The sequence below is a fragment of the Microbacterium sp. Cr-K20 genome (genome assembly GCF_000708325.1).
GTDB lineage: Bacteria > Actinomycetota > Actinomycetes > Actinomycetales > Microbacteriaceae > Microbacterium.
In genome coordinates this window covers 30724-56569 of record NZ_JARE01000043.1, presented here as the reverse complement: position 1 = coordinate 56569, position 25846 = coordinate 30724, and the positions used below count along the sequence as shown (strand labels likewise).

The 25846-nt window shown below is 69.4% G+C and carries 24 protein-coding genes; 11 read left to right on the top strand and 13 right to left on the bottom strand.

Annotated features, from left to right (window positions below):
• Nucleotides 1-9 precede the first annotated feature (9 nt).
• Nucleotides 10-657 carry a biliverdin-producing heme oxygenase gene (locus GZ67_RS0107125; protein ID WP_029264391.1) on the bottom strand — a complete coding sequence of 216 codons (648 nt, stop codon included), beginning with the start codon at nt 655-657 and terminating at the stop codon, nt 10-12.
• A gap of 81 nt (nt 658-738) precedes the next feature.
• The gene (locus GZ67_RS0107120; RefSeq protein ID WP_029264392.1) at nt 739-1050 is read right to left on the bottom strand and encodes a DUF2470 domain-containing protein; all 312 of its coding nucleotides are present in this window, start codon (nt 1048-1050) and stop codon (nt 739-741) included.
• A gap of 97 nt (nt 1051-1147) precedes the next feature.
• On the opposite strand from GZ67_RS0107120, the gene GZ67_RS0107115 reads away from it, so the two are divergent.
• The 3 genes from GZ67_RS0107115 (at nt 1148) to GZ67_RS0107105 (ending at nt 4130) form a co-directional block, all read left to right on the top strand.
• Nucleotides 1148-2422, top strand: a complete 1275-nt coding sequence (locus tag GZ67_RS0107115; protein WP_029264393.1) for a serine hydrolase domain-containing protein — start codon at nt 1148-1150, stop codon at nt 2420-2422.
• A gap of 38 nt (nt 2423-2460) precedes the next feature.
• Nucleotides 2461-3477 carry a magnesium/cobalt transporter CorA gene (gene corA / locus GZ67_RS0107110; protein ID WP_029264394.1) on the top strand — a complete coding sequence of 339 codons (1017 nt, stop codon included), beginning with the start codon at nt 2461-2463 and terminating at the stop codon, nt 3475-3477.
• Between the two features lie 74 nt (nt 3478-3551).
• Nucleotides 3552-4130 carry an isochorismatase family protein gene (locus tag GZ67_RS0107105; RefSeq protein ID WP_029273833.1) on the top strand — a complete coding sequence of 193 codons (579 nt, stop codon included), beginning with the start codon at nt 3552-3554 and terminating at the stop codon, nt 4128-4130.
• A gap of 8 nt (nt 4131-4138) precedes the next feature.
• Here the strand turns inward: GZ67_RS0107105 and GZ67_RS0107100 are convergent, their stop codons facing one another.
• Both GZ67_RS0107100 and GZ67_RS0107095 read right to left on the bottom strand, forming a co-directional pair.
• Nucleotides 4139-4342, bottom strand: a complete 204-nt coding sequence (locus GZ67_RS0107100) for a hypothetical protein (RefSeq protein ID WP_029264396.1) — start codon at nt 4340-4342, stop codon at nt 4139-4141.
• Complete coding sequence (locus tag GZ67_RS0107095; RefSeq protein ID WP_029264397.1) at nt 4329-5720, bottom strand: APC family permease; 1392 nt, start codon at nt 5718-5720, stop codon at nt 4329-4331. The genes GZ67_RS0107100 and GZ67_RS0107095 overlap by 14 nt, the downstream gene beginning before the upstream one ends.
• Before the next feature lie 262 nt (nt 5721-5982).
• Here GZ67_RS0107095 and GZ67_RS0107090 point away from each other — a divergent pair, with 262 nt between their 5' ends.
• The 3 genes from GZ67_RS0107090 to GZ67_RS0107080 all read left to right on the top strand — a co-directional run bounded on the left by GZ67_RS0107090 (nt 5983) and on the right by GZ67_RS0107080 (nt 8197).
• A complete protein-coding gene (locus GZ67_RS0107090; protein WP_029264398.1) occupies nt 5983-6633 on the top strand; it encodes an MIP/aquaporin family protein in 651 nt (216 codons plus the stop codon).
• Nucleotides 6634-6718: 85 nt separating this feature from the next.
• Nucleotides 6719-7561 (top strand): sugar nucleotide-binding protein, encoded by an 843-nt coding sequence (locus tag GZ67_RS0107085; protein WP_029264399.1) that lies wholly within the window; start codon nt 6719-6721, stop codon nt 7559-7561.
• Nucleotides 7562-7570: 9 nt separating this feature from the next.
• On the top strand, nt 7571-8197 hold the full coding sequence (locus tag GZ67_RS0107080) for a DUF1684 domain-containing protein (protein WP_029264400.1): 627 nt from the start codon (nt 7571-7573) through the stop codon (nt 8195-8197).
• A 6-nt stretch (nt 8198-8203) separates the two neighbouring features.
• Here GZ67_RS0107080 and GZ67_RS0107075 read toward each other — a convergent pair whose 3' ends face one another.
• From GZ67_RS0107075 to GZ67_RS0107060, 4 genes are read right to left on the bottom strand one after another with little or no spacing between them, the layout of a single operon-like run.
• Nucleotides 8204-10549, bottom strand: coding sequence for a glycoside hydrolase family 3 N-terminal domain-containing protein (locus tag GZ67_RS0107075; protein WP_081859922.1), 2346 nt, complete (start codon nt 10547-10549; stop codon nt 8204-8206).
• Nucleotides 10550-10551: 2 nt separating this feature from the next.
• Nucleotides 10552-11442, bottom strand: coding sequence for a carbohydrate ABC transporter permease (locus GZ67_RS0107070; RefSeq protein ID WP_029264402.1), 891 nt, complete (start codon nt 11440-11442; stop codon nt 10552-10554).
• Nucleotides 11439-12377 carry a carbohydrate ABC transporter permease gene (locus GZ67_RS0107065; RefSeq protein WP_051662406.1) on the bottom strand — a complete coding sequence of 313 codons (939 nt, stop codon included), beginning with the start codon at nt 12375-12377 and terminating at the stop codon, nt 11439-11441. Before GZ67_RS0107065 ends, GZ67_RS0107070 begins: the two co-directional genes overlap by 4 nt.
• Nucleotides 12358-13653, bottom strand: a complete 1296-nt coding sequence (locus GZ67_RS0107060) for an extracellular solute-binding protein (RefSeq protein ID WP_029264404.1) — start codon at nt 13651-13653, stop codon at nt 12358-12360. The genes GZ67_RS0107065 and GZ67_RS0107060 overlap by 20 nt, the downstream gene beginning before the upstream one ends.
• Nucleotides 13654-13817: 164 nt before the next feature.
• Here GZ67_RS0107060 and GZ67_RS0107055 point away from each other — a divergent pair, with 164 nt between their 5' ends.
• Together GZ67_RS0107055 and GZ67_RS0107050 are read left to right on the top strand one after the other, a co-directional pair.
• Nucleotides 13818-14822, top strand: a complete 1005-nt coding sequence (locus tag GZ67_RS0107055; protein ID WP_029264405.1) for a LacI family DNA-binding transcriptional regulator — start codon at nt 13818-13820, stop codon at nt 14820-14822.
• Nucleotides 14823-14868: 46 nt separating this feature from the next.
• Nucleotides 14869-15873: a serine hydrolase domain-containing protein gene (locus tag GZ67_RS0107050; RefSeq protein ID WP_051662405.1), complete on the top strand. Its 1005-nt coding sequence runs from the start codon at nt 14869-14871 to the stop codon at nt 15871-15873.
• A 79-nt stretch (nt 15874-15952) separates the two neighbouring features.
• Here the strand turns inward: GZ67_RS0107050 and arfA are convergent, their stop codons facing one another.
• The 5 genes from arfA to GZ67_RS0107025 all read right to left on the bottom strand — a co-directional run bounded on the left by arfA (nt 15953) and on the right by GZ67_RS0107025 (nt 21878).
• Entirely contained in the window at nt 15953-17488 is a 1536-nt protein-coding gene (gene arfA / locus GZ67_RS0107045) for an arabinosylfuranosidase ArfA (RefSeq protein WP_029264407.1), read from the bottom strand.
• Between the two features lie 39 nt (nt 17489-17527).
• Nucleotides 17528-18454 (bottom strand): carbohydrate ABC transporter permease, encoded by a 927-nt coding sequence (locus tag GZ67_RS0107040; protein WP_029264408.1) that lies wholly within the window; start codon nt 18452-18454, stop codon nt 17528-17530.
• A complete protein-coding gene (locus GZ67_RS0107035) occupies nt 18454-19401 on the bottom strand; it encodes a carbohydrate ABC transporter permease (protein ID WP_029264409.1) in 948 nt (315 codons plus the stop codon). The genes GZ67_RS0107040 and GZ67_RS0107035 overlap by 1 nt, the downstream gene beginning before the upstream one ends.
• Nucleotides 19398-20735: a substrate-binding domain-containing protein gene (locus GZ67_RS0107030; RefSeq protein ID WP_029264410.1), complete on the bottom strand. Its 1338-nt coding sequence runs from the start codon at nt 20733-20735 to the stop codon at nt 19398-19400. The genes GZ67_RS0107035 and GZ67_RS0107030 overlap by 4 nt, the downstream gene beginning before the upstream one ends.
• Nucleotides 20736-20831: 96 nt before the next feature.
• Nucleotides 20832-21878, bottom strand: a complete 1047-nt coding sequence (locus GZ67_RS0107025) for a LacI family DNA-binding transcriptional regulator (protein ID WP_029264411.1) — start codon at nt 21876-21878, stop codon at nt 20832-20834.
• Nucleotides 21879-21956: 78 nt separating this feature from the next.
• On the opposite strand from GZ67_RS0107025, the gene GZ67_RS0107020 reads away from it, so the two are divergent.
• From GZ67_RS0107020 to GZ67_RS0107010, 3 genes are all read left to right on the top strand, one after another.
• On the top strand, nt 21957-23216 hold the full coding sequence (locus GZ67_RS0107020; RefSeq protein WP_029264412.1) for a D-arabinono-1,4-lactone oxidase: 1260 nt from the start codon (nt 21957-21959) through the stop codon (nt 23214-23216).
• 66 nt (nt 23217-23282) lie between these two features.
• On the top strand, nt 23283-24302 hold the full coding sequence (locus GZ67_RS0107015; RefSeq protein WP_029264413.1) for a LacI family DNA-binding transcriptional regulator: 1020 nt from the start codon (nt 23283-23285) through the stop codon (nt 24300-24302).
• On the top strand, nt 24299-25846 hold the full coding sequence (locus GZ67_RS0107010) for a sugar ABC transporter ATP-binding protein (protein ID WP_029264414.1): 1548 nt from the start codon (nt 24299-24301) through the stop codon (nt 25844-25846). Before GZ67_RS0107015 ends, GZ67_RS0107010 begins: the two co-directional genes overlap by 4 nt.

Below are 25846 nucleotides of genomic sequence, written 5' to 3'. Positions count from 1 at the left end.
GCCGGCACCTCAGGCCGCGGCGCGCGCCCGGTCGAGGTCTTCGAAGAGCTCGGTGTTGAAGCGGTAGGCGAGGAGCACCTCGTCGATCACCCGCTCGCGTTCGGCGTCGTCCCACGGTGCCGCATCCAGCTGCTCGCGGTACACGTCCTTGAAGGCCGACGGGTCGGCGATGTCGTCGAACAGGTAGAAGCCGATGCCGTTGGTCTCGAAGCCGAAGCGACGGGCCATCACGCGGCCGATGAAGATCCCGCCGGAGAGGTCGCCGAGGTACCGCGTGTAGTGATGTGCTACGAAGCCGCCGGCCCAGGTCGCCCCGACCTGACGGATGCGGTCGACGTAGCGCTGCGTGGTCGGCAGCGGAACGATCTGCTCGCGCCAGTCGGCGCCGAGGAGGAACTCCAGGTCGGCCTCGAGCGCGGGAAGGCGGGTGAGCTTGTCGCTGATGAAGACCGAGGCGATCGGGTCCTGGCGCATGCGGTCGCCGGCGCTCTCGAGTGCTTCGTAGATGAAGTAGTGCTGAGCGACGAGCGAGATGTAGTCCTCGCGGGAGCCCTCGCCCTTCAGGAGGTCGGACATGAAGCCGGCGGTCTCGCTGCGGGAGTGGGATCCGGACGAGCGCTCGCGCAGGGCGGCGGAGAAGGAGAGGATCTCGGGCATGACCTCAGTGTAAGGGGAGCCTTACCTCAGAGGAAAGCCCGGAGTTGTGGGAAGTCGTCCGGAGACCCGCCTCCGCGGCGATCAGGCGTGCGGGCGAGGCTCGATACCGAGGCGGGCGCAGGCCTCGTCGTAGAGCGCCACGACCTCGCGACGCACCGACGGGCGGTCGGCGATCGGTCCGCCGGGCCACGGCACGCGCAGCTCGGACGCGGCGCCGCCGGCGGTGATCTCCCACACTCCACCATCGCCGTCGAAGCCCGTCATGACGGACTCGCTGATCTCGGCGTGGGTCTCGGCGAAGGCGCGGGCGATGAGCAGATTGTCGTCGGTGTGGTCGCCGTTCATGTGGCGGAGAACGGCGGTGATCACGTCGGCATCGAAGAGATGGGGCACGATTCTCACCTTACGGGCGCGGGGGGATCGCCCGGCGCGGGGCCGACTTTCAGGATCCGCGTTCTAGACTCGGGAGACACATCTTCGGGGGTTCTACATGCAGCTTCTCTCGTCGCGCCGTTGGCGCGCCGCAGCGGCCAGTGCGGCCGTGCTCGCTCTCGTCCTCACCGGATGCTCCTCCGAAGGCTCCTTCACGTACACACCACCGGCTCAGGTCGACGGCCCTCTGCCCGATGCGACGGTCGACGCGATGCAGGCGGCGGTCGACAACGCGCTGACCGCGTCCGGCGCCTCCGGGGCGATCGTGGGCGTCTGGGTCCCCTGGAGCGGCAGCTGGGTCACCGCATCGGGCACACAGGACCGCGACGGCGGTGAACTGTCCACCGACATGACGTTCCGCGTCGCGGACGTGACCCGCCTCATGACGTGCGATGTGCTCTACGCCCTCGCCGACGAGGGGACCGTCAAACTCGACGCCAAGGTGCCCAAGTACGTCTCGGGCGTCGCCGACATGAAGGACGTCACGCTCCTCGACCTGTGCAACGGCACGAGCGGGGCCGGATCGTCCGAGCCGACGATCAAGGGTGCGCTGCTGAACACCCCGGAGCGGATATGGGCTCCGTTGGAGCTCGCCGGTTACGGGCTGGGCCGCGAGAGGGTGGCACCGGCGACGACCTTCCGCGACTCCGACGCGGGATACCTCCTCCTCGGCCTCGCTCTGGAGCGGGCCACGGGCATGTCGGCATCCGAGCTGATCGCGGAGTACGTCACGGAGCCGCTCGAGCTCGCCGCCACCTCGCTTCCCGGCTCGACGCCGGCCGCCCCGGGCGACACCCCGATGAACGGGCACTACATGTCGGCCGTCGAGGGTGGCTACAACTGCGCCGCCCCGGTCGACATCACCACGCTGTCGGCCAGCTCCGGCTACACCGACTCCGGCGTGGTCTCGAACATCACCGACCTCGGCCGCTACGTCCAGGCGGAGGCGAAGCAGGTGCTGCGCACCAAGGACACTCCGGCCCGCTTCGGCAGCCCGCTCCCGGCCGGAGCACATGACCCCTCCTGGTTCCAGACCGCCGGTGGGGCGTTCCTCGTGGGCTCGATGGTCGGTCAGCACGGCTCGGTTCCCGGTTACGCCACGGCCGCATACTCCGATCCGACGACCGGGTTCACGGTCGCCGTGGTGCTGAACGACTCGACGGCCGGCGTGGCGATCGCGCAGCAGCTGTCGTGGGAGCTCGCGGCGATCGCGTCGAAGGCCCCCGCGGCGGCCGGTCAGACCGCGCCGGAGTTCGGGCTCCCCTTCACGGCGGAGCAGTACCACGAGGCGATCACGAAGTCCGCGCTCGCCTGCGTGCCGCCTGCGGAGTGATCACCGGCCCGACCTCGGCGCGGAAGGGAAGGGCGACGATGGCGATCATCGACAACGCGATATACGTGGACGGTGTGCGCACCGAGAATCCGCAGAGCCTGAGCGAGACGTTCGAGCGCATGCGGGAACGCGGCGGGATGAGCTGGATCGGGCTGTACCGGCCCAGCGAGGAAGAGATCCGCGAAGTCGCCGACGAATTCGGCATCCACGCCCTCGTCGTCGAGGACGCGCTGTCGGGACACCAGCGCGCCAAGCTGGAGCGGTACGGCGATGTGCTGTTCATGGTGCTGCGCCCGGCTCGCTACCTCGACGAGGCCGAGGAGGTCGAGTTCGGCGAGGTGCACGTGCTGGTCGGCCCTGATTTCGTCGTGACGATCCGGCATGCCGAATCGCCGGACCTCGGACGCGTGCGGCACCGGCTGGAGAACGACGCGGCGCTGCTCGCCCATGGTCCCGAAGCCGTGCTGTACGCCATCCTCGACGAGGTGGTCGACGAGTACGCGCCGGTCCTCGCAGGACTCGAGAACGACATCGACGAGATCGAGAGCCAGCTCTTCGAGGCAGACGTGGATGCCACGCAGCGCATCTACGAGCTCGGCAGGGAGGTCATCGATTTCCAGCGCGCGACGCAGCCGCTCTCCGGGATGCTCGAGGCGCTGCTGCGCGGCTCGGACAAGTACCTCGTGGGGGAGGAGCTGCGCAGGTACCTGCGCGACGTGCTCGATCACACGCTCCGGGTGAGCGACCGCGCGACGACCTTCCGCACCGTGCTCGACAACGCCCTCACCGTCGAGTCGACGATCGTGGCCCGTCGGCAGAACGAGGAGATGCGGCGGATGACGGAGCTCAGCATCCGTCAGAACGACGAGGTCAAGAAGATCTCGGGCTGGGCGGCGATCCTCTTCGCGCCGACGCTGGTCGGCACGATCTACGGCATGAACTTCGACCACATGCCCGAGCTGCACTGGCTGCTCGGCTATCCGATGGCCATCGGCATGATGGTCGTGCTGGGCTTCGCCCTGTACGCGGTGTTCAAGCGCAAGGGCTGGCTCTGACGCTGTCCGGAACCGTGCGGTCGTTGGCCGGATCGGATCTTGCCCGGCGCCTCGGCGGCGATCACGATGAGTCCATGACGACTTCTCCCGACACCGCCCTGCTGGTCATCGACGCGCAGGAGTCGTTCCGCCAGCGCGCCGACGACTGGGCGGCGACCGCGAACCCGGCAGTGCTCGACAACATCGCACTCCTCGTCGCGCACGCCCGCGAAGTCGGCGACCCGGTCGTGTGGGTCACCCACTCCGAACCGGGCACCGGGGGCGTGTTCGATCCCGCCAACGGGTTCGTGCGGGTGATCGAGGAGCTCGAGCCTCGGGAGTCCGAGGACGCCGTCACCAAGACGACCGTCAACGCGTTCGGGTCCACCGATCTCGAGGAGCGACTGCGGCGCGCCGGCATCGGCCGCGTCGTCGTCTGCGGCATCCGCACGGAGCAGTGCTGCGAGACGACCACCCGTATCGCCGCCGACCTCGGCTTCGAGGTCGAGTTCGTGACGGATGCGACGACCACCTCCGCCATCCCGGCTCACGGTGCGCTCGCCGCGGTGTCGGGGGAGGATCTCATGCGCCGCACCGAGAGCATCCTCTCGGCACGCGGGTTCGCGACCGTCACGAGCACACAGGAGCGGATCGGCGCGACCGCCGGGGTCTGAACCGCGGCTCAGTCGTCGGTCTCGACTCCGGGGCCGGGCCCCGGACGCACCGGAGCGTCGGGGGCGATGTCGATCCGGGTGTTGCCGTCGTGCTCGCTGACCTCGATGCGCGGGGCGGCGTCGGCCTCGGTCGCATCCGGCGCAGCGGTGAGCTGATCGTGGCGCTTCTCGGCGCTCGTCATGTCTTCGGCGCTGTTCTCAGGCGTGCTCATGATTCTCCTTCGGGTCGGTTTCGGTGTCAGGTTTCGGGCCGGTCCCGAGCGGTGCGCCGCCGGTGCGCTTCCGGTTCCAGCGGGCCAGCAGGTACAGCACGCCGCCGACGGCGAGCAGGATCGCACCGAAGAGCCAGACGACCGGGCGCTGCTGGGTGAGCAGCAGGATGCACGAGGCGATGCCGAGCACGGGGACGAACGTCCACACCCGGAAGTGATCGTGCTCGACGTGATCCCGCCGGAGGACCAGCACCGAGATGTTCACGCTGAGGAAGACGACCAGGAGCAGCAGGACCACGGTCTCGGCGAGCGTCGCCAGATCGCCGACGAGGGTCAGCCCCATCGCGACGAGCGTGGTGGTGAGGATCGCGACCCACGGTGTCTTCCGTTTCGGGAGCACGCGGCCGAGCACCGGCGGCAGCAGGCCCTGCTCGGCCATGCCGTAGGTCAGGCGGCTGACCATGATCATGGTCAGCAGGGCGCCGTTCGCGACGGCGACGAGGGCGATGAGGCTGAACAGCCAGGAGGGGATGCTGACGCCGGTGGCTTCGACCACGGCGAGCAGCGGGCCGCTGGACTCCTGCAGCTCGGCGGGCGGGAGGGCGATCGAGCTCGCGAGGCCGACGAGGACGTAGACGGCGCCGGCGGTGATGAGTGCTCCGAACAGGGCACGCGGGTAGGTGCGCCGCGGATCCTTCACCTCCTCGATCATGTTGGCGGAGGTCTCGAAGCCGACGAACGAGTAGTACGCGATGACGGCTCCCGAGAGCACGGCCATGGCGACGCTCGTGCCCTCGGGCGCCTGGGTCACGCGTGACACGTCACCGCCTCCGCCGCCGAGGAAGATCGCGACCACGGCGATGACGATCACGAGTCCGCTGAGCTCGATCGCGGTCATCACGAGGTTGGCCCCCAGGGACTCGCGGATGCCGCGGGCGTTCAGCAGTCCGACCAGGGCGAGGAAGGCGATGGCGACCGGGATGGTCGGCAGGTCGAGGAAGGTGCCCAGGTAGTCGCCCGCGAACGCGATGGCGAGCCCCGCCGCGCTGGTCACACCCGCCGCGAGCATGCTGAAGCCCACGAGGAACGAGACGAGCGGGCTGTGGAACGCGCGCTCGGCGAAGACCGCGGCCCCGCCCGCGCGTGGGTACTTGGTGACCAGTTCGGCGTAGGAGCCGGCGGTGAGCATGGCGAGCAGCAGCGCCAGGAGCAGCGGCGCCCACAGCATGCCGCCCACCTTCTCGGAGAGCACGCCCATCAGCGCGTAGATGCCCGCACCGAGCACATCTCCGAGGATGAAGGCGAACAGCAGCGGGCCGGTGATCGCTCGTCTCAGCCGCGTGGGGGCCTCGGCGCCGGAGGCAGTCTCGCTGGTCATCCTCGCACGCTACGGGGAAGGGGGGAGCGCGGGCCACGGGGTTGACATCACCGGCGTGATTCCGGCATCCGGACGCTGTGGATGTCGCCGCGATCGGGGCACGCACCTGAGTTCAGGGAATTCACAGCAATACCGCGCGGCTTCCCGATATTCCGGTGCGCGCAGCGATAGCGTCGGTGCCGCACGAGGGGTGCGTCGGCCAGGGTGCGCGGGCAAACGGGTGACTTCCCCTCTCCGGAATTCCCAAGCAAAGGGCTCTCTCATGACTGGTACGGCACGCAAGGCGCTCGCAGAAGCGGTCGCCACCTTCCTCTTCGTTCTCGCGATCATCGCGGCGGTGAACAGCGACAGTCCGCTGACGCCCCTCGCGATCGGTTTCACCCTGATGGTGCTCGTGTTCTCCACGGGTCACATCTCGGGCGCCCACCTCAACCCGGCCGTCTCGGTCGGTGTGTTCCTGCGCGGCGGCCTCAGCGTCGCCGACTTCATCGCCTACCTCGTCGCACAGTTCGTCGGTGGCGCGGTGGCCGCACTCGTCAGCATGTCGGTCTGGCCGGCCGGCGCAGAGGCCATGGTCATCGAGGTCGGCCCGGCCTTCCTCGTCGAGGCGCTGTTCACGCTGATCCTCGTGTGGGTCGTGCTCAACACGGCCACCTCGAAGGACACCGCGGGCAACTCCTTCTACGGCCTCGCGATCGGTGCGACCGTGTTCGTGGGCGCGGCCACGGTCGGATCGATCTCGGGCGGCGGTTTCAACCCGGCCGTCGCGCTCGGCCTCTCGGTCAGCGGTCACTTCGCGTGGAGCTCGCTCTGGCTCTACATCGCCGCCCCGGTCGTGGGCGCCGTGATCGCCGCGATCCTGTTCCGCGTGCTCAACACGGACGACGCCAAGAAGATCGCCGCAGCGGAGTAACGCGCGCTGCACGGCCGAAGCGCCGCATCCTCTTCGGAGGGTGCGGCGCTTCTGCGTGTGTGGGACCTGTGGGAGCCTGGAACCGATGGACACCACTCCGGCGCCGCGGCGCACACTCCTGGTCGGATTCGGCAAGCTCGGCGCGCGCCTGGCGCCACGGCTTCTCAACGACGGCGGTGAGGTCTTCGCTCTGCGGCGGAGTGACGGGGAGCTGCCCGCCGGCGTGGTCGGCATCCGCGCTGATCTCTCCCAGCCGCTCACGACGCCGCTGCCCGCCGTCGACGCGATCGTGATCACGTTGCCGCCGGGCGCCGCGGAACACTCCTATCGCACGGCGCTCGGCCACCTCCGGGATGCCCTGCCGGCAATGCCCGCTCGCACCGTGTTCGTGTCGTCGACCGGTGTCTTCGAAGGGAGTGCCTTCACGGCCGACCGTCCTCTCACCGAGCAGGACGAGCCCGCGGCCGAGACCGAGCGCTCGCGGGGGCTCCGTGACGGCGAGCGGGCGGCGGCCGAACTGTTCGACGCCGTGGTCGTGCGACCGGCGGGGATCTACGGTCCCGGTCGCGAGTTCCTGCTGCGTAAGGTCCGCGAGGGCGCGGCGGTCGACCACTCCCGGCTCACGAACCGCATCCACGAGACCGACCTCGTGCGCACGCTCGACCTGCTGCTGCGCACCGACGACCCGCCGCGGCTGGTACACGCGGTCGACGAACGACCGGCACCTCTCGGTGACGTCGTCCGCTTCCTCGCCGGGGAGCTGGGCGTCGCTGTTCCACCCGACGAGGCATCCGACGGCCCGCGCGGGTTCGTGTACGACGGGTCGCTGCTCCACTCGCTGCTCGGGCGTCTCGACTACCCCACCTACGAAGAGGGGTACGCCGAGATGATCGCCGGATCCGCCTCGCACCCGCTGCCCGGCCCGTAGCCTGGACGCATGACGAGCACCCGCACGAGCGCCCGCACCGCCCTCGAAGTCGCCGACTGGCGCCGACGGGTCTTCGCCCTGTACGACGCCGTGCGTCTCGCCGACTCGCCTGAAGACGCTCACGAGCTGTGGCGGATGGAGCGCGACGAGCTGATGCTCCACCACCCCGCGACGCCGCTGCTGCCCGAGGACCGGCCGCTGTTCGAGGGTCTGCCCCTCGCGTCCTACGATCCGGACTGGCGCTTCGAGCTGCCGATCCTGCCCGCCGATCCCGGCGGCTTCGACTTCGCGACGGGGACCGACGGTGTCGTACCGTTCGAGCGCATCGGCCGGGTCGAGATCCCCGATGCCGGATCGCTCGACGTCTGGCGACTCACCACCTACGGCGGGGGCCTGTTCATCCCGGTGCGTGACGCGCTCGCCGGACGCGAGGGCGGAACGTACGGCGGCGGTCGCTACCTGATCGACACCATCAAGGGCGCCGACCTGGGATCGGATGCCGCAGGCGGCACGATCGTGCTCGACTTCAACTTCGCCTACAACCCGTCCTGCGCCTACGACCCGGCGTGGGCGTGCCCGCTCGCGCAGCCGGGCAACGTGCTCGACGTTCCGGTCCCCGTCGGGGAGATGTACTGAGAGCTCTCAGCCGACGATCTCGATCGCGGTCGAAGTCTCCTCGTCGTCACAGGCGCCCCCGACCCACAGCCGGATCCGCCCCGGTTCCACCCTCCGGATTCCGTCGACGCCCGTGAACGCGAGGCGCTCCGTGGGAACCGTGAATTCCACGCGCTGCTCCGCGCCCGCTTCCAGCGAGACCCGCTGGAACCCGATCAGCTGCGCGACCGGGCGGGCCACGCTCGCGACCTCGTCGTGCGCATACAACTGCACGACGTCGGTGCCCGCGCGGGTGCCGGAGTTGCGGACGAGCACCGAGGCCCGGAACTCCGCGCCCGCACCGACCGTCGCGTCGGACGTCAGCTGCTCGTGCGCGAAGGTCGTGTAGCCGAGTCCGAACCCGAACGGCCGCGCCGGCGACGGATCGACGCTCGACACGTCCGTGCGTCCACCGAGCGCGGGATGCAGGTACGAATAGGGCTGCACGCCCGCCGACCGCGGCAGCGACACCGGGAGCCGTCCCGACGGGGCGACGGCCCCGCTCAACACGGCCGCGACGGCCGGGCCTCCTTCTTCGCCGGGGAAGAACGCCTGCAGCACGGCCGCCGGGAGCGAGCGCTTCTCGGTGGCGGCAGTGCCGGACGGAGTAGGCGAGTTCACCGACCCCAGGCCGGCGGTCAGTCCGGCGCCCGACTCCCGATGCGGCAGTGCCCAGTCCAGCGCGTACGGGCGACCGGTGAGCGCGACGACGACCACCGGGGTGCCGGTCGCGACGACGGCCTCGACCAGGGCGCGCTGCACCCCGGGGAGTTCCAGCGAGTCGACGTCGTTGCCTTCGCCGACCGTGCCGCGTCCGAAGAGTCCGGCCCGGTCGCCGACCACGACGATCGCCACGTCGGCCTCGCCAGCGGCGGTGACCGCGGCCGGGAATCCACTGCGGTCCTCGCCCTCGACCTCGCCGCCGACGACATGGGTGATGGTGGCTGCGGGGAGCTCGGCACGGAGTCCGTCGAGCACGCTCGGCAGGGCGATGCCGGCGGGCACCTCGGGGTGGTGCGCGAGCACGTGGTTCACGAACGAATAGCAGCCCATGAGAGCCTCCGCGCTGTCGGCGTTCGGTCCGATGACCGCGATCCGTGGCGCACCGGAGGCATCCAGCGGCAGTACGCCGTCGTTGCTCAGCAGCACGATCGACTCCTCCGCGAGTCGGCGGGCGAGTGCGCGGTGCTCGGGGGAATCCAGGTCGATCGCGGCGGGCGCGACCGTGAAGTCGGCATCCAGCAGTCCCAGCTCCTCCTTCTGCGTCAGGACGCGTCCGACCGCCCGGTCCAGGATGCTCTGCTCCAGCGACCCGTCGCGCACCTGCGTGGCGAGGGTCGTGTACGCGTCCGGCGAGGGGAGCTCCACGTCGATCCCGGCGGTGATCGCCAGAGCGGCGGCCTGCGCGGAGTCGGCCGCGACGTGGTGCATGCTCTGCAGGAAGTCCACGGCGAAGTAGTCCGACACGACCACCCCGTCGAACCCCCAGCGTCCGCGCAGCACCTCGTCGAGGTAGTACGGATCAGCGGCCACCGGCACCCCGTCGATGTCGGTGTACGAGTTCATGACGCTGCGCACCCCGCCCTCGCGCACGGCCATCTCGAACGGCGGGAGCAGCACATCCTCGATCTCCCGCCGCCCGGCGTGCACCGGCGCGTGATTGCGGCCCGCGGTCGACGCCGAGTATCCGACGAAATGCTTGAGGGTGGCGTGCACGCCCTCCGACTGCAGGCCGCGGACGTAGGCGGTGCCGACGGTTCCCACGAGCAGCGGGTCCTCGGCGATGCACTCGTCGACGCGCCCCCACCGCGGATCGCGGACGACGTCGAGCACGGGAGCGAGTCCCTGATGGATGCCGAGTGTCCGCATCGACGATCCGATCGCCCGCCCCACCTCCTCGACCAGCTCGGGATCGAAGGATGCGCCCCACGCGAGCGGGGTCGGGAAGGTCGCCGCCTGCCAGGCGGCCAGGCCGGTCAGGCACTCCTCGTGCACGAGGGCAGGGATGCCCAGCCGGGTCTCGCGCTGCAGCCGTGCCTGCTCACCCCACAGCCACTGCGCGCGCTCGATCGGGTCGACCGGGCGCGTGCCGTACACGCGCGTCAGGTGGCCGATGCCGTGCGCCGTCGCATCCTCGTAGCGGGTCGAGGTCTTCTTCTCGCCGGCCATCGGGGCGACGAGCTCGTCTCCCTGATCCACCCAGAAGCCGACGAGCTGCGCTTGCTTCTCCTCGAGCGTCATCTGCTCGAGGAGACCCTCGACGCGCGCGGAGAATCGGGGGCGGGGTGTGGGAGCGAGCACGTGCGTCTCTTTCTGTGGGGTCTGCGTCGACATCGTCAGCCCTTGACCGCGCCAGTCAGTCCGCCGACGATGCGGCGCTCGAAGAGGCTGAAGAAGATCAGGGCGGGGATCATCGACAGCGAGGTGAAGGCGAGGACCTTCGCGGTGTCGACCGAGTACTGCGACGCGAACGACTGCACGCCCAGCGGGAGGGTGAACGCCGCCGCATCGTTGAGCACGAACAGCGGGAGGAGGTATCCGTTCCAGCTGCCGATGAACGCGAGGATGCCGGTGGTGATCACACCGGGGATCGAGAGGGGCAGCACCATGCGCCAGAAGAAGCCGATCCGGCTGCATCCGTCGATGAACGCCGCCTCCTGGATCTCGTCGGGGATGGCGCGCAGGAACGGGACCAGGATGATGATCGTCGTCGGGAGGGCGAAGGCGATCTGCGGCAGGATGACCCCGCCGAGCGAGTTCATCAGCCCGAGGCTGCGCACCACGATGTACAGCGGGGTGATCGCGACCGTCAGCGGGAACATGAGCCCCGCGGCGAAGAACGCGTAGAGCACTCCGCGGCCGGCGAACCGGTAGCGGGCGAGCACGTACGCGGCCATCAGCCCCAGCGCGACGACACCGATCGTGGTGGCGAGGGCGACGATGGTGGAATTGAGCACCTGCCGCCAGAACACGCCACCGGTGATGACGTCGAAGTAGTTGGAGAACACCCACGGCTGCGGCATTCCCGACGGGTCGGTCGTGATCTGCGCGTTCGTGCGGAATCCGCCGATGATGATGTACGCGATCGGGGCGAGCATGAGCCCGACGACGATCAGCGCGACGAAGTAGACGGTCGGGTTGGCCCAGGGTGGCCGCGGGCGCGGAGCGCGTCCGGGGCGCCCGGCGCGTCCGGGTCGCTGGGTGACGAGTACCGAGGTGGCGGTCATCGCGTCGTCCTCTTCTTCCGTGCAGGGGCGCCGGTGAGGGCGCCGTCCGTGTCGCGACGCAGCACCGCGCGCTGGTAGATCAGTGCCACGACGAGCGAGATCAGGAACAGGACGACCGCGACCGCGTTGCCGTACCCGAAGTTGCCGGCGTTGCGCCCCTCGGAGACCATGTAGGTCGCCATGGTCGAGGTGCCGGCGGTGGAGGCGATGTACTGCCCCCAGATGATGTAGACCAGGTCGAACAGCTGCAGCGAGCCGATGATCGAAAGGAACGCCCAGATGCGCAGGGTCGGCGCGAGCAGCGGCAGCGTGATGCGCCACTGGATCTGCCAGTACGAGGCGCCGTCGATCGAGGCCGCCTCGTGCAGCTCCTCCGGAATGCCCTGGAGCCCCGCGAGGAACAGGATCACCGCGAACCCGACGTACTTCCAGGTGATGATCACCATCAGCGTCCAGATCGCGATGTCCGGGTTCGAGAGCCAGTCGTTTGCGAGGAACCCGAGGCCCATCTTCTCCAGCAGGTCGTTGAACGCGCCGCTGGTCTGCAGCATCAGGCTCCAGCCCGTGCCCACCACGACCTCGGAGATCACGTAGGGGATGAAGATCAGCACGCGGATCAGCGACTGGCCGCGCATCCGCCGGTTGAGCAGGAGCGCGAGGAGGATCGCCGCCGGTCCCTGCAGGATGAGCGAGAACACGAGGATGAACCCGTTGTGGGCCAGCGCATCGTGGAACAGCGGATCCTGCAGGATCGTCAGATAGTTCTTCAACCCGACGAAGTCGGTGGGCGGGCCGTAACCCTGCCAGCTGAAGAAGCCGTAGTAGCCCGCCATCAGCACCGGGAAGATGACGAAGGCGAGGAAGACCAGGAGGGCGGGCCCGGCCAGAAGGATCACTTCCAGCCGGGCGGCCGCCTTATGCCTTGGCTGCGGCATCCTGGACGGCCTTGACGATGTCCTCCGGGGTTCCTTGACCGGCGAGCATGTTGACCACGGCGACGTTGAGCGCGTTGCCCACGTTCTGTCCGTAGACCGTGTCGAGCCACTGCGTCGCGTACGGCGCCGCGTTGTAGGCCGCGAGGATGTCCTTGAGATACTGCTCGGTCACTGCCTCCTGCGCCACCGTGTTCACCGGCGGGGCGTTGAACGCCTTGTAGTAGGCGGTCTGCACGTCGGACGTGCCGAGGTAGTTGAGGAAGTCGACGCAGGCGTCGGGCGCATCCACCGAGCACGAGTATCCGTCGACGCCGCCCATCATGGACCCTGCCTCACCGTCGCCGCCCTCGACCTCGGGGAACGGGAACCACGACAGGTCGGGCAGCGGCTTCTGGTCGGGCGTGAGCGATCCGATGACGCCGGGGTTCCACGCGCCCATGAGCTCCATGCCGGCCTGGTGGTTGGCGATGAGCCCGGCCGAGCTGCCCGCGCCCTGCTGGGCGGTGGTGGTGAGGAAGCCGGAGTTGAACGGCTCGGTGGCCGCGAACACCTGCAGGTCTTCGCCCGCGCGCACCCAGCAGTCGTCGTCGAAGTTCATCTCGTCGGCGGCCTTGGCGAGCGTCTCGGCACTGCACTCGCGCAGCGCCAGCCAGTAGTACCAGTGGGCTGCGGGCCAGGCATCCTTCGCGCCGAGGGCGACCGGGTCGATGCCGGCGGCCTTGAGCTTCTCGGTGGCGGCCTCGAGCTCGTCCATCGTGGTGGGGTTCTCGGTGATGCCGGCCTCGTCGAACAGGTCCTGGCTGTAGAAGAGTCCGCCGGGGAGCACGGCCACCGGCATCGCATAGATCTTGTCGTCCAGGCTGCTGGCCGAGTAGGCGGCGTCGGAGATCTCCTCGGCAGCGCCACCGCTGATCGAGTCGGTCAGGTCCTTGAGCTGGCCGGCCTTGACCATCGCGGCCATCTTTCCGCCACCGCGCTGCAGGAAGATGTCGGGAGCATCGCCGGAGTTGAGCGCGGTCTGGAGCTTGCCGTCGAGGTCTTCGTTCTGGATCGACTGGATCTCGATCGTGACCCCGGGGTTCTCCTTCTCGAAGTCGGCGACGGTCTGCTCCCAGAACTCCACGCCGGGTCCGGTGGTGGAGTTGTGCCAGAGCGTCATGGCGGCGTCGCCACCACCTCCGCCGTCGGGGGTGCTGGCCGTGCACCCGCTGAGTGCGAGAGTTCCGACGGCGGCTATCGCGGCCGCGGAGATCAAGGAACGCCGTGTGCTGTTCATGTGATGGTTCTCCTCATCGAGAGTTGCGCCGCGTCTCTGCAGGCGCCGCGGCATCAGGGGGTGTGACCGCGTCGCGTTGCAGTCTGCTGTCGTTCGTGAGGACCGTCAAACGTTTTCGAAAACAGTTTCCATGCGGGCGGCATCCCCGGATACGCTGGGCGACCATGAGCGGGAGAACCACGATCCACGACGTCGCGAAGGCCGCCGGCGTCTCGGTGTCGACCGTGTCGAAGGCGGTGAACGGACGCTACGGGATAGCGGATGCGACGGTCCGGCGCGTGCTCGATGTGGTGCAGGAACTGGGCTACGAATCGAGCCTGGTGGCGAGCAGCATGCGGGCTAGACGCACGGGCGTGATCGGGGTGCTCCTGGCCGACTTCGAGCCGTTCAGCGCCGAGATCCTCAAGGGCGTCGGCGCGGCCGTGCACGACACCGCCTTCGACCTGCTGGCGTACAGCGGTTCGCGGCATGGACAGGGCGAAGGGTGGGAGCGGCGGTCACTCAGTCGGCTCTCCGGCACCCTCATCGACGCCGCGATCATGGTCACCCCCACGGTCGTCGGCGCGTCGACCGAGATCCCCGTCGTCGCGATCGACCCGCACACCGGCCGCGCCGACCTGCCGACCGTCGAGTCGGACAGCTTCGGCGGCGCGCTGACGGCGACCCGGCACCTGCTCGACCTCGGGCACCGCCGGATCAGCTTCCTGGGCGGGCGCCCCGATCTGCGATCCGCGGGCCTGCGCGATGCCGGATATCGACGCGCGCTGAGCGACGCCGGCATCCCGGTCGATCCCGATCTGATCCGCTCCGGTCGCTACGAGCTCGAGACCACGAGGGACTCGGCGCGGATCCTGCTGGCCGGACCCTCCCGGCCCACGGCCGTGTTCGCCGCGAACGACCTCTCGGCCATCGCCGTGATCGAGGTCGCGCACGAGCTCGGGCTCCGGGTGCCGGAAGACCTCTCGGTGGTCGGTTTCGACGACGTGCCGGAGGCCTCCCGCCGCGCCCTGCCGCTCACCACGATCCAGCAGCCGATGCGACGCCTGGGGTCGGTGGCGGCCGAGATGGTCTTCGCCCTCCTCGCCGGGCAGCCCGTGGAGGAGATGCACGTCACGCTACCCACCAGACTGGTCGTGCGGGCGACCACCGCCGCGATCGGAAACGAGTAAGAGAAGACCCGTCAGCGAAGACGAGTACGAGAAGGGGTACGGACACATGACCACTGCGAGAACAGCTGTCGCACTGGCCCTGCACGAGGCCGCCGAAGCCAATGGATTCAGCGGGGTGATCCGCGTCGACCGTCCCGGCGAAGAACCGTTCGCCCGCGGGTACGGGCTCGCGGACCGCGCCCACGGCCTGCCGATGGCGGCGGAGAGCCGGTGCGGCGTCGCCAGCATCGCGAAGGGTTTCACCGCGGTCACGATCGGAGCGCTCGTCGATGACGGGACGCTCGCGCTCGACGGCCTGGTGAGGCCCTTCCTCGGCGACGATCTCCCGCTCGTCGACGACACCGTCACGGTCGAGCACCTGCTGTCCCACACGTCGGGCATCGGCGACTACATCGACGAGTCGAGCGGTTCGATCACCGACTACGTGATCGACCGCCCCCTGCATGAGCTCGACAACACCGAGGCGTTCGTGCCGGTGCTCGACGGCCGGCCGCAGGTGAGCGCGCCGGGCTCGCGATTCGCCTACTGCAACAGCGGTTTCGTGCTGCTGGCGCTGGTGGCGGAGCGCGCGTCGAAGACGCCGTTCCACGAGCTCGTCCAGGAGCGCGTCTTCGCTCCCGCCGGGATGGCGTCGAGCGGATATCCCCGCACCGACGACATGCCGGGGGATCTCGCTCTCGGGTACCTGGGCGACACCGACGACCGCACGAACGTGCTCCACCTGCCGGTGCGCGGGAGCGGAGACGGCGGCGCGGCCACGACGGCCGCCGATCTGCACGCGTTCTGGACGGCGCTGTTCGATCACCGGATCGTGAGCGCGCAGATGCTGGCCGTGCTCACCGAACCGCTGAACGAGGTCGAGGACGAGAACATGCGCTACGCGCGGGGCTTCTGGCGCGGATGGGAATCGGGCACCGTGATCCTCGAGGGGTACGACGCCGGAGTCTCGGCGCGCACCTGGCACGACCCCGAATCGAGCGTGACGGGGACCGTCATCGCGAACGCCTCGGACGGCGCCTGGCCGGTCCTGGAGGCCGTCGACTGGCCCTGAGAGTGGTTGCCCTGAGCGCCGTGATCGCGTGCGTCCCGCGGGCTCGGCGACCGCGAGGTCGCCGAGCCCGCCGGACGTCTCAGGCCCGAGCGACGTCGAGCTCGATCACCGACCACGACAGTGGCGGCAGCGTCGCACGCACGGCGCCGTCGACGACCTCGGCCGCCCCGAGCGGCACCATGTGCACGCTGTCGGGCGTGGTCTCGAGGTTCGACGTGTGGCGGTCGCCACCCTCGGGGATGGTCAGGGTCTCGGCGGTGACCACGCGCAGGTCGCCGAGTCCGTGCAGGTCGATCGTCAGATCGCTCGACTCGTCGAGCGAGCGGTTCGCGACGAACACGACCACGCGTCCGGTCGCCTCGTCCCAGGTGGCGGCGGCGTCGACCGCGTCGACCCCGCCGTAGCGCTTCGTCTCGATCTGCGGAGCCGACACCGCGAGGCGCAGGATGCGGCCCTTCGCGAGCCGAGCCATCCGCTCGAACGGCCAGAAGCTCGTCTGCCGCCAGGCCGGACCGTTCTCCTCCGAGCGGATCGGGGCGATAACGTTCACGAGCTGCGCCTGGTTGGCGATTTTCACGCGGTCGCCGTGGCGCAGCAGGCTGTTCAGCAGGGTGCCGACCACGACGGCATCCGTCACCGAGTAGGTGTCTTCGATGAGTCGCGGATGCTGGCGCCACCCGGCGTTCTCGATCTCCTTGGCCTCGACGTCGTTGTACTTCACCTGGTCCCACACGTTCCACTCGTCGAACGAGATGTCGACCTGCTTCGTGTGCTTGCCGGACGCCTTGACCGCGTCGATCGTGGCGATGACACCCTCGATGAACGCGTCCATGTCGACGGACTCGGCGAGGAACGACTCGGCGTCGCCGTCGTGCTCCTGGTAGTACGCGTGCATCGAGATGAAGTCGACCTCGTCGTAGGCGTGGGTGAGAACCGTGTGCTCCCAGGTGCCGAACGTCGGCATCGTCCGCCCCGACGAGCCGACGGCGACGAGCTCGATCGACGGGTCGACCAGACGCATCGCCTTGGCGGACTCCTGGGCGAGCCGCCCGTACTCGGTCGCGGTCTTGCCGCCGATCTGCCAGGGGCCGTCCAGCTCGTTGCCCAGGCACCACAGCTTGATGTCGAAGGGCCGCTCGGCGCCGTTCTTGCGGCGCAGGTCCGACCAGTACGTGCCGCCGGGGTGGTTGGCGTACTCGACGAGCGCGCGCGCCTCCTCGACGCCGCGGGTGCCGAGGTTGACGGCCTCCATCACCTCGACATCCGCCTCCTTCGCCCAGTCCATGAACTCGTGCAGGCCGAAGGCGTTCGTCTCGATCGTGTGCCAGGCGCCGTCGATGCGCACCGGCCGGTCCTCGACCGGGCCGACGCCGTCTTCCCAGCGGTAGCCCGAGACGAAGTTGCCGCCGGGGTAGCGGACCACGGTCGGTCCCATGTCCTTCACGAGCGCCAGCACGTCCTGCCGGAAACCGCGCTCGTCGGCCTGCGGGTGCCCCGGCTCGTAGATGCCGGTGTAGACGCAGCGCCCCATGTGCTCGACGAACGAGCCGAAGAGCCTCCGGGGGACGTCGGCGATCGTGAAGTCGCGGTCGATGGTGATGCGGGCCTGAGACATTGCTCTCCTAGATTTCTGGCTCTCGAGCCGGGTGGGGGACTACTGACCGCCGAAGCCGCTCGTCGCGACTCCCTTGACGATCTGCTTCTGGAAGATCATGAACACGATGATGAGCGGCAGCGCCGCGAGCACCGCCTGCGCCATGACCTGGGCGTACTGCACGCCGTAGGCGCTGATCACGGTCTGGAGTCCGACCGGCAGCGTCATCAGCGTGGTGTCGTTGATCACGAGGAACGGCCAGAGGAAGTTGTTCCACGCGCTGATGAACACGAAGATCGCGACCGAGGCCATGATCGGACGGGAGAGCGGCAGCACGATCGACCAGAAGATCCGGAACCGGCCGGCGCCGTCGACGCGCGCCGCGTCTTCCAGCTCGATCGGGATGGCGTCGAAGAACCGCTTGAGGATGAACACCATCGCGGGTGCCACGACCTGCGGCAGGATCAGACCCCAGTAGGTGTCGACCATGTTGAACGCGAGCATCTCGTAGAACAGGGGGATGATCAGCACCTGCGGCGGCACGACGATCGAGGCGATGATCACCACGAACAGCCACTTGCGTCCAGTGAAGTCCAGGCGCGAGAAGGCGTAGGCCGCGAGTGCCGAGATCGCCAGGGTGATCACGGTGATCGCCACGGAGGTGAGCAGGCTGTTCAGCGCCCAGGTGTAGACGTTGCCCTGCGAGAGGATCGCGGTGAACGCCTCGATGGTGGGTCCGCTCGCGCCGATCCAGCCGGGGTCGCCGGATGCGGCATCCGTCTCGGTCTTGAACGCGGTCGCGACCGCCCAGAGGAACGGCAGCAGCCAGCCGATGGCGAGCAGCAGCAGCACGACGAAGGCGGTGATGCGGAGCGGTCCGAACGGCTTCTGCCCGGGCAGGTGCGAGCGCCGGGGGCGACGCGACGACGCCGTCGTGATCGTCTCGGTGGCGGTGGATGCGAGGGGGGATGCGGTGGCGGTGGACATCAGAACTGCTCCTTCCGGCGGCGCGTGATCAGGGCCTGCGCGACGCCGAGGATGACGATGAGGGCGAAGAAGACGTAGGAGATGGCGGCCGAGTAGCCGAACCGGTAGCTGACGAAACCGGCCTCGTAGATGTACTGCACGATCGAGCGGGTGGTGTCGCTCGCGACCCCGCCGAGCATCTGGTACGCCTGATCGAACAGCTTGAGTGAGGCGAGGATCTGCAGGATCAGGATGAGCACCGTCGCCGGTCCCAGCTGCGGGAGCGTGATGGACCAGAACTGGCGCCAGGCGCCGGCGCCGTCGAGGGAGGCGGCCTCGTACTGCTGCGGTGGGATGTTCTGCATGGCCGCGAGGTAGAGCAGGAAGTTGAAGCCGACCGTCCACCACACGGTCGCGATCACGATCGACAGCATGTTGGTCTCGGGGTTCTGCAGCCACGCGAGCGGCTCGAGACCGAAGAACTCGAGGATGTTGTTGGCGGCACCCACCTGGGGGTTGAAGATCCAGACCCAGATCTGCGAGATCACGGTGGAGGCGAGCAGGAACGGCATGAAGAACGACAGGCGCCACAGCCACTGGCCGGGGATGCCGCGGTCGACGAGGGCCGCCATCGCGAGGGCGATCACGACGAGGGGCACCGTGGAGAGCAGCGTGAACCAGACGGTGTTGCCCATCGACTGCCACATCTTCGGATCGACGAACGCCTCGGCGTAGTTGGCGAATCCGATGAACGAGCCGCCGGCCCCGGTGAGGGACTGGTCGGTGAAGCTGAGGATGAATCCGTGGATGATCGGCCAGACGAGGAACAGGGCGAAGGCCACGAGGAACGGTGCGAGGAAGACCCAGCTGATGAGCTGCTCGCGGTTGCGGGAGCCGGCGCGGCGTCCGCGCGGGGTGGTGCGGGACCCGGTGACGATCGTGCGGGTGGAGTCGGTGGCGGAGGTCATGATCCGAACGTCCCTTCGGGGTCTGCCGGGTTCGGCTGTCGGAGCAGGGTGTTCACCCGTGCCTCGAAGCGGTCGATCGCGGCCGCCGGGTCGTCGCCCGAGAGCAGCACGTTCTGCACGGCGGCACCGAACTCGGCCTGGAAGTTGGAGCCCGAGCCGGTGAACCACGCGGTCGGGTCGTACACGACGTGCTGCGCTGCCTCGGCGTAGTTCGCCTGGGGGATGAGGTCGGCGTACTCGGGGGATTCGGTCACGGGGAGGAACGCGGGGATGTGGCCGGCCTCGGCCCAGCCGAAGGAGTTCTTCAGCATGTCGGCGACGAACTCGTAGGTGAGATCGCGACGCACGGGGTCGGCACTGGACTGGTGCGGGAGGACGAAGGAGTGCGAGTCGGCGTAGACAGCCGGGGTGCCGTAGAGCGTCGGGATCATGGTCGCGTCGAACGGGATGCCGGCGGCCTGCATGGTGCGCAGCTCCCAGACTCCGGTGAAGAGCATGCCGCTCTTGCCGGTGGCGAACTCGGCGATGGCGCTGCCGTAGTCGTTCTGGGCGGCCGCGATCTCGCCGTCGAGCAAGGTCTGCATGAGCGTGAGCGATTCGACCGCGACGTCTTTGTCGATCACGGCGGGGCCGCCGGCGGGCAGCTCCATGGCGCCGCCGTGCTGCGAGTAGAAGGTGTAGAACAGGCGCCACATCTGCGCGCCGTCGCCGAGGTAGCCGTACGAGAGGGCGTGTCCGGATGCGGTGCCGCTCACGGTGCGCAGCTGCTCGAGGAACTCCTCGGGCGAGGTCGTCTCCTGCAGCTTTCCGTCCGAGTCGAGGACCCCGGCGGCATCGCACACGTCGGTGTTGAACATCATCACGAAGGGGTGGGCGTCGAGCGCGACGCTGTACATGTCGTCGCCCACGAAGCCCTTCTCCCAGATCGGCTTCGGGAACTTCGTGCTGTCGACGCCGAGCTCGGCGAGACGGTCCAGGTCCCAGGTGTCGAGCAGGCCGCCGGGCGCCCAGCCGACCGTGCGCGTCGCGTGCATGATGGCGACGTCGGGGGCGCGGCCGCCGGCGCCCGCCATCGCGAGCTTCGTGTAATACGGGGTGCCCCAGGCGAGCACGGTCGGGCGGATGCGGAACGCGGACTGCGCGCCGTTGACCTGATCGAGCAGCGACGACATCGTCACGCCGTCACCGCCCGAGAGAAGGTGCCAGAACTGCAGGGTCTGCGGGCCGGAGCCGGGGGTCGTGCCGGGCGCGCAACCGGCGAGCAGCGCCGTGCCGGCGGCGAGCGAGGCGGCGGTGAGGAACTGCCGGCGGGACAGATCGAGTGGGGGTGTCATCGTCACTCCTTCGTGACTGTGCGGGGGTCGCCTCATCATTACATCGATGTAATCGACCGCGCAAGCATCAGATCGGGGCCGAGGAGTGGGCGGGTGTCAGGGACGGTAGCCGCGCGGGCGGCCCTGCGTGCTCGCGCGCTCCAGCAGGTGATGCGGGAGGGTGAGGGCGCGCGGGGGAGCGGCCCGGTCGTCCATGCGCGACTCGAGCAGACCGAGCGCCGCGATCGCGAACGCCTGCCGATCGAACGCCACCGAGGTGAGCGCCGGCGAGGTGTACCGCGAGAACTCGACGTCGTCGAAACCGGTCACGATCACGTCGTCCGGCACGCGGATGCCGTTGTCGTGCAGTGTGTGCAGCGCCCCGAGCGCGAGTGAATCCGTGAACGCGACGATCGCGTCGAAGGGCACGCGACGCTCGAGCAGCATGCGCACGGCATCCGCACCACCGCCCATCGACCACGGCAGCCGGTTGATCTCGAGGGCCGGATCCCGGGGGATGCCCGCTTCTCGGAGCGCATCGTGCACGCCCTCGAGGCGCAGGCGGCTGGTGGCAGTGGCGATCGACGGATCGTCGTCGGCGCCGACCACCGCGACACGGGTCGCGCCGCGGGAGAGCACGTGACGCGTGGCATCGGCCGCGGCCTGCCGACTGTCGATGCGCACGTGGTCGGCGCGGTTCTGCTCCACCTCGCCGATCACCACGAGCGGCGGGAGGCGGTCGGCGTACTTCAGCACGCTGTCCTCGAGGCGGATCGGGTTGAGGATCAGGCCGTCCACCAGGTGCGCCCGCGCGCGGGACACCAGCTCCTTCTCGCGCTCGGGCTCGGACGCCGTCTCCTCGATCTGCACGGCGAGACCCCGCTCGTGCGCGGCCTCGACGATGCGGTGCACGAGCTCGGCCGAGAATGCCGTGGCGAGGTCGGGGAGGGCGACGGCGATGATCCCGGAGCGTCCCTTGCGCAGCCCCCTGGCGCTGAGGTTGGGCACGAAGTCGAGCTGCGCCATCGCCGACTCGACCTTGGCACGCGTGCTGTCGTTGACGGGAACCGTGCCGGTGACCACGTTCGAGACGGTCTTCGTCGACACCCCGGCGAGGGCCGCGACATCCTTCATCGTGGCGCGGGGCGGCGGCTGCGCTGTCATCCGGTCAGCCTAGCGTCGAGGCCGGGAGCGGATGGAGTACATCGATGTAGTCGCCGCTGCCCTGGCTATCATGGCGCCATGACCACCGAACGCAACTGGGCAGGCAACCTCACGTACCGGGCCTCGACGATCGCGCACCCGGAGACGGTCGACGAGCTCGGTGCCCTGCTCGGCCAGGGAGGGCCGGTGCGCTTCCTCGGGTCGCGGCATTGCTTCAACGACATCGCCGACACCGACGGTGTGCTCATCGCGCTCGACCGTCTGCCCGCGGTGTTCGAGGTGAACACGAACCGCACGGCCGTGAAGGTCGCAGGCGCCGCCCGCTACGGCGACATCGCGCCGCTGCTCGAGGCCGAGGGCCTCGCGCTCGCCAACCTCGCCTCGCTGCCGCACATCTCGATCGCGGGGGCGGTCGCCACCGGGACGCACGGCTCGGGCGACGCGATCGGCTCGCTCGCGAGTGCGGTCCGCGGCCTCACGATCCTCACGCCCGCGGGCGAGACGCGCACGCTCGAGCGCGGCGACGCCGACTTCGACGGTGCGGTCGTGAGCCTCGGCGCGCTCGGGGCCGTGCTCGACGTGACGCTCGACGTCGAGCCGACGTACGAGGTCGCCCAGCACGTGTTCGAGCGGCCGGACTGGGATGCCGTGCTCGCCGACTTCGACGATGTGACCTCGATCGGCACCAGCGTGAGCCTGTTCTCGACCTGGGAGCGCACCGACTTCGTCGACCAGATCTGGGTCAAGCAGCGGCAGCCCGAGGCGCGCGAAGCTGCGCGGGAGTCGCTGTTCGAGAAGCTCGGCGCGGTGCCCGCGGTGAGCAAGCGGCATCCGATCCTCGGAGTCGACCCGGTCGCGTGCACCGAGCAGCTCGGGGTCGCCGGTCCGTGGTTCGAGCGGCTTGCGCACTTCAAGCTCGAGTTCACGCCGTCGGCCGGCGCCGAGATCCAGAGCGAGTACCTCGTGCCCCGCGCGGATGCGGTCACCGCGATCCAGGCCGTGCGCACCCTCGCCGGGCAGATCGCGCCGCTGCTGCTCGTGAACGAGATCCGCACCGTGCGCGCGGACGACCTGTGGCTCAGCTCGTCGAACGGGACGGATGCCGTCGGCCTCCACTTCACCTGGAAGCCCGACGAGGCCGCGGTCCGCGCCCTGCTCCCGACGATCGAGGCCGCGCTGCCCGAGACCGCTCGTCCGCACTGGGGCAAGGTGTTCACGCTCGACGGTGCCGAGACGCGCTCGCGGTACTCGCGATGGGACGACTTCGCCGCGCTCGCCGCCCGCTACGACCCGGAGCGCCGCCTGGTGAACCCGTACCTGGAGCGCCTCGGACTGTAGCGGAGGTCGTTGCACCCCCTGGGTTGTTCTCGGTAACATTCACCGGAGCAGCCGACGGAGGTGCGCATGGTGAACGTCGGCTCGGACAAGCCCAACATCCGGCAGGTCGCGACGATCGCCGGGGTCTCGCACATGACCGTCTCGCGTGTGCTGAACGACCACCCGAACATCAAGCCCGACACGCGGCGCCGTGTGCTCGAGGCCATCGAAGAGCTCGACTACCGCCCGAACCTCGTCGCCAGGGCGCTGGCCACCCAGCGCACGCAGCGCATCGGCGTGATCGTCGAGAGCGCGGTGGCGTACGGCCCCACGAGCATCCTGCGCGCGGTGGAGATGTCGTCGCGCGCGGCCGGCTACTCGGTCACGCCGATCGCGCTCCATGAAGGTGACACGCTCACCCCGCAGGAGGCGGTGGACCACCTCGTCACGCAGGGCGTCGATGCTCTCTGCGTGATCGCTCCGCGCTCGTCGTCCGTGGCCGCGCTGCGAAGGATCGCGATCAACGTGCCGATGCTCGTCGTCAAGGCCGACGCGGACCCGACGTTCCTCACGGTGTCGATCGACCAGCACGCCGGGACGACGCTCGTGGTCGATCACCTCGTCGCGCTCGGACACCGCGACATCCTGCACATCTCCGGACCGCTGGACTGGCTGGACGCGCGCGCCAGGGAGCGGGCCTTCCACTCCCGGGCCAAGTCGTGGGGCATCCGCGAGCGGCCGATCGTGGTGGGGGACTGGTCCGCCGACTTCGCCTATGACTTCGCGAGGGGGCTGCAGCGGCTCCCCGACTACACGGCGGTCTTCGCGGCCAACGACGACATGGCCATCGGACTCATCCACGGCCTGCACGACAGGGGCTTCGACGTGCCGAACGACATCAGCGTCGTCGGCTTCGACGACGTGCCGCTCGCCCGTCACTTCATCCCGCCCCTCACCACCGTCCGCCAGGACTTCGGGGCACTGGGCATCGCCGTCGTGGAGATGCTCCGTGCCGCGATCGAGGGGCGCGAGATCCCGGCGCTGACCCGCATCCCGACCGAGCTGGTGCCGCGTGCCTCGTCGGCCGCCCCGCGGGAGGGGCGGTGAGCGCCGAGCCCACCCCGCAGCCGCTCGTCCGGCTGCAGGGGATCACGGTCGACTTCCCCGGGGCGCGCGCGCTCGACGATGTCGACTTCCGGCTCTTCCCCGGTGAGGTGCATGCCGTGATGGGAGAGAACGCGGCGGGCAAGTCGACCCTCGTCTCGGTGCTCACGGGAACCCGCGCCCCCGACGCCGGCGTGGTCTTCGTCGAGGGTGAACCGCGCCGGTTCGGCGGTGTCGCCGACAGTCGCGCCGCCGGCATCGCCACCGTGTTCCAGGAGACGCAGCTGGCCCCGAACCTCAGCGTCGCCGAGAACGTCATGCTGGGCCGTGAGCGTCGCGGGTACTTCGGCATCGACTGGAAGCGCACGCGAGCGGATGCCGCGGGTGCCCTGTCGCGGTTGGGGCTCGACGACCTCGACCCGAAGACGCCGCTGTCGATGCTCACGCCGGCGCAGAAGCAGCTCGTCGCCCTCGCCCGCGCCGTCGTGGACGACCCGCGGGTCCTCGTCCTCGACGAGCCGACCTCGAGCCTCGACCAGGAGGAGGTCGCCACGCTCATGCGGGTGATCCGCGGCCTGCGCGAGCGCGGGGTGGCCATCCTCTTCATCACGCACTTCCTCGAGCAGGCCTTCGCGATCAGCGACCGGATGACCGTGCTGCGTGGCGGTCGACGGATCGGCGAATACGCCACGCGGGATCTCGAGCGGGCTGACCTCATCTCGAAGATGCTCGGGAAGGACCTCGACGGCCTGCGCGCCCTCGGCTCGGAACGCAAGGCGCATCACTACGCCTCGGACGGAGAGCCGGCGATGCGGGCGACGGACGTCGGGCGGCGGGGAGAGTTCGAACGAACCGACTTCGAGGTGCAGCGGGGCGAGATCGTGGGTCTGGCCGGTCTCCGCGGATCCGGGCGCTCCGAGCTCGCGTCGTTGCTCAGCGGCACGACGCGCGCCGACAGCGGCGAGCTGTGGGTGGACGGCGAACGGGTGGAACTGCGCAGCCCGTCGGCCGCGCTGCGCCACCGCATCGCGCTGTCGGCCGAGAGTAGACGCACGCAGGGCATCATCGGCGACCTCACCGCCCGGGAGAACATGATCCTGTCGCTGCAGGCGCTGCGCGGTTGGGCGCGCCCGCTGTCGGCGGCCGAGGAAGCGGCGATCGTCGACACCTATGTCGAGGCGCTGCATCTGTCTCCGGCCGACCTCGATCGACCGGTCAAACTGCTCTCCGGGGGGACGCAGCAGAAGGTGCTGCTGGCGCGCGCGCTCGCCGTGCGCCCGCACGTGCTCATCCTCGACGAGCCGACGCGGGGGATCGACATCGCGGCCAAGCTCGACGTGCAGCGCCGGATCAGTCAGCTCGCCGGCGACGGGGTGGCGGTGGTCTTCATCTCCTCGGAGCTGGAGGAGGTCGTGCGCCTGAGCGACCGCATCATCGTGCTGAAAGACCGCGAGAAGATCGGCGAACTCAGCAATGGGCCGGGTGTCACGGTCGACACTGTGGTGGAGATGATCGCCGCGGATCCCGGTCCTGACGCGGAATTGTGA

Bases quoted from the DNA above. Each gene is read 5' to 3' on its own strand.
- corA (WP_029264394.1), top strand. From the start codon at position 2,461: ATGGCGATCATCGACAACGCGATATACGTGGACGGTGTGCGCACCGAG.
- GZ67_RS0107100 (WP_029264396.1), bottom strand. From the start codon at position 4,342: ATGAGCACGCCTGAGAACAGCGCCGAAGACATGACGAGCGCCGAGAAG.
- GZ67_RS0107115 (WP_029264393.1), top strand. From the start codon at position 1,148: ATGCAGCTTCTCTCGTCGCGCCGTTGGCGCGCCGCAGCGGCCAGTGCG.
- arfA (WP_029264407.1), bottom strand. From the start codon at position 17,488: ATGTCTCAGGCCCGCATCACCATCGACCGCGACTTCACGATCGCCGAC.
- GZ67_RS0107125 (WP_029264391.1), bottom strand. From the start codon at position 657: ATGCCCGAGATCCTCTCCTTCTCCGCCGCCCTGCGCGAGCGCTCGTCC.
- GZ67_RS0107070 (WP_029264402.1), bottom strand. From the start codon at position 11,442: ATGACCGCCACCTCGGTACTCGTCACCCAGCGACCCGGACGCGCCGGG.
- GZ67_RS0107075 (WP_081859922.1), bottom strand. From the start codon at position 10,549: ATGTCGACGCAGACCCCACAGAAAGAGACGCACGTGCTCGCTCCCACA.
- GZ67_RS0107085 (WP_029264399.1), top strand. From the start codon at position 6,719: ATGGACACCACTCCGGCGCCGCGGCGCACACTCCTGGTCGGATTCGGC.
- GZ67_RS0107065 (WP_051662406.1), bottom strand. From the start codon at position 12,377: ATGCCGCAGCCAAGGCATAAGGCGGCCGCCCGGCTGGAAGTGATCCTT.
- GZ67_RS0107105 (WP_029273833.1), top strand. From the start codon at position 3,552: ATGACGACTTCTCCCGACACCGCCCTGCTGGTCATCGACGCGCAGGAG.
- GZ67_RS0107060 (WP_029264404.1), bottom strand. From the start codon at position 13,653: ATGAACAGCACACGGCGTTCCTTGATCTCCGCGGCCGCGATAGCCGCC.
- GZ67_RS0107080 (WP_029264400.1), top strand. From the start codon at position 7,571: ATGACGAGCACCCGCACGAGCGCCCGCACCGCCCTCGAAGTCGCCGAC.
- GZ67_RS0107035 (WP_029264409.1), bottom strand. From the start codon at position 19,401: ATGACCTCCGCCACCGACTCCACCCGCACGATCGTCACCGGGTCCCGC.
- GZ67_RS0107015 (WP_029264413.1), top strand. From the start codon at position 23,283: ATGGTGAACGTCGGCTCGGACAAGCCCAACATCCGGCAGGTCGCGACG.
- GZ67_RS0107030 (WP_029264410.1), bottom strand. From the start codon at position 20,735: ATGACACCCCCACTCGATCTGTCCCGCCGGCAGTTCCTCACCGCCGCC.
- GZ67_RS0107055 (WP_029264405.1), top strand. From the start codon at position 13,818: ATGAGCGGGAGAACCACGATCCACGACGTCGCGAAGGCCGCCGGCGTC.
- GZ67_RS0107025 (WP_029264411.1), bottom strand. From the start codon at position 21,878: ATGACAGCGCAGCCGCCGCCCCGCGCCACGATGAAGGATGTCGCGGCC.
- GZ67_RS0107040 (WP_029264408.1), bottom strand. From the start codon at position 18,454: ATGTCCACCGCCACCGCATCCCCCCTCGCATCCACCGCCACCGAGACG.
- GZ67_RS0107050 (WP_051662405.1), top strand. From the start codon at position 14,869: ATGACCACTGCGAGAACAGCTGTCGCACTGGCCCTGCACGAGGCCGCC.
- GZ67_RS0107095 (WP_029264397.1), bottom strand. From the start codon at position 5,720: ATGACCAGCGAGACTGCCTCCGGCGCCGAGGCCCCCACGCGGCTGAGA.
- GZ67_RS0107020 (WP_029264412.1), top strand. From the start codon at position 21,957: ATGACCACCGAACGCAACTGGGCAGGCAACCTCACGTACCGGGCCTCG.
- GZ67_RS0107090 (WP_029264398.1), top strand. From the start codon at position 5,983: ATGACTGGTACGGCACGCAAGGCGCTCGCAGAAGCGGTCGCCACCTTC.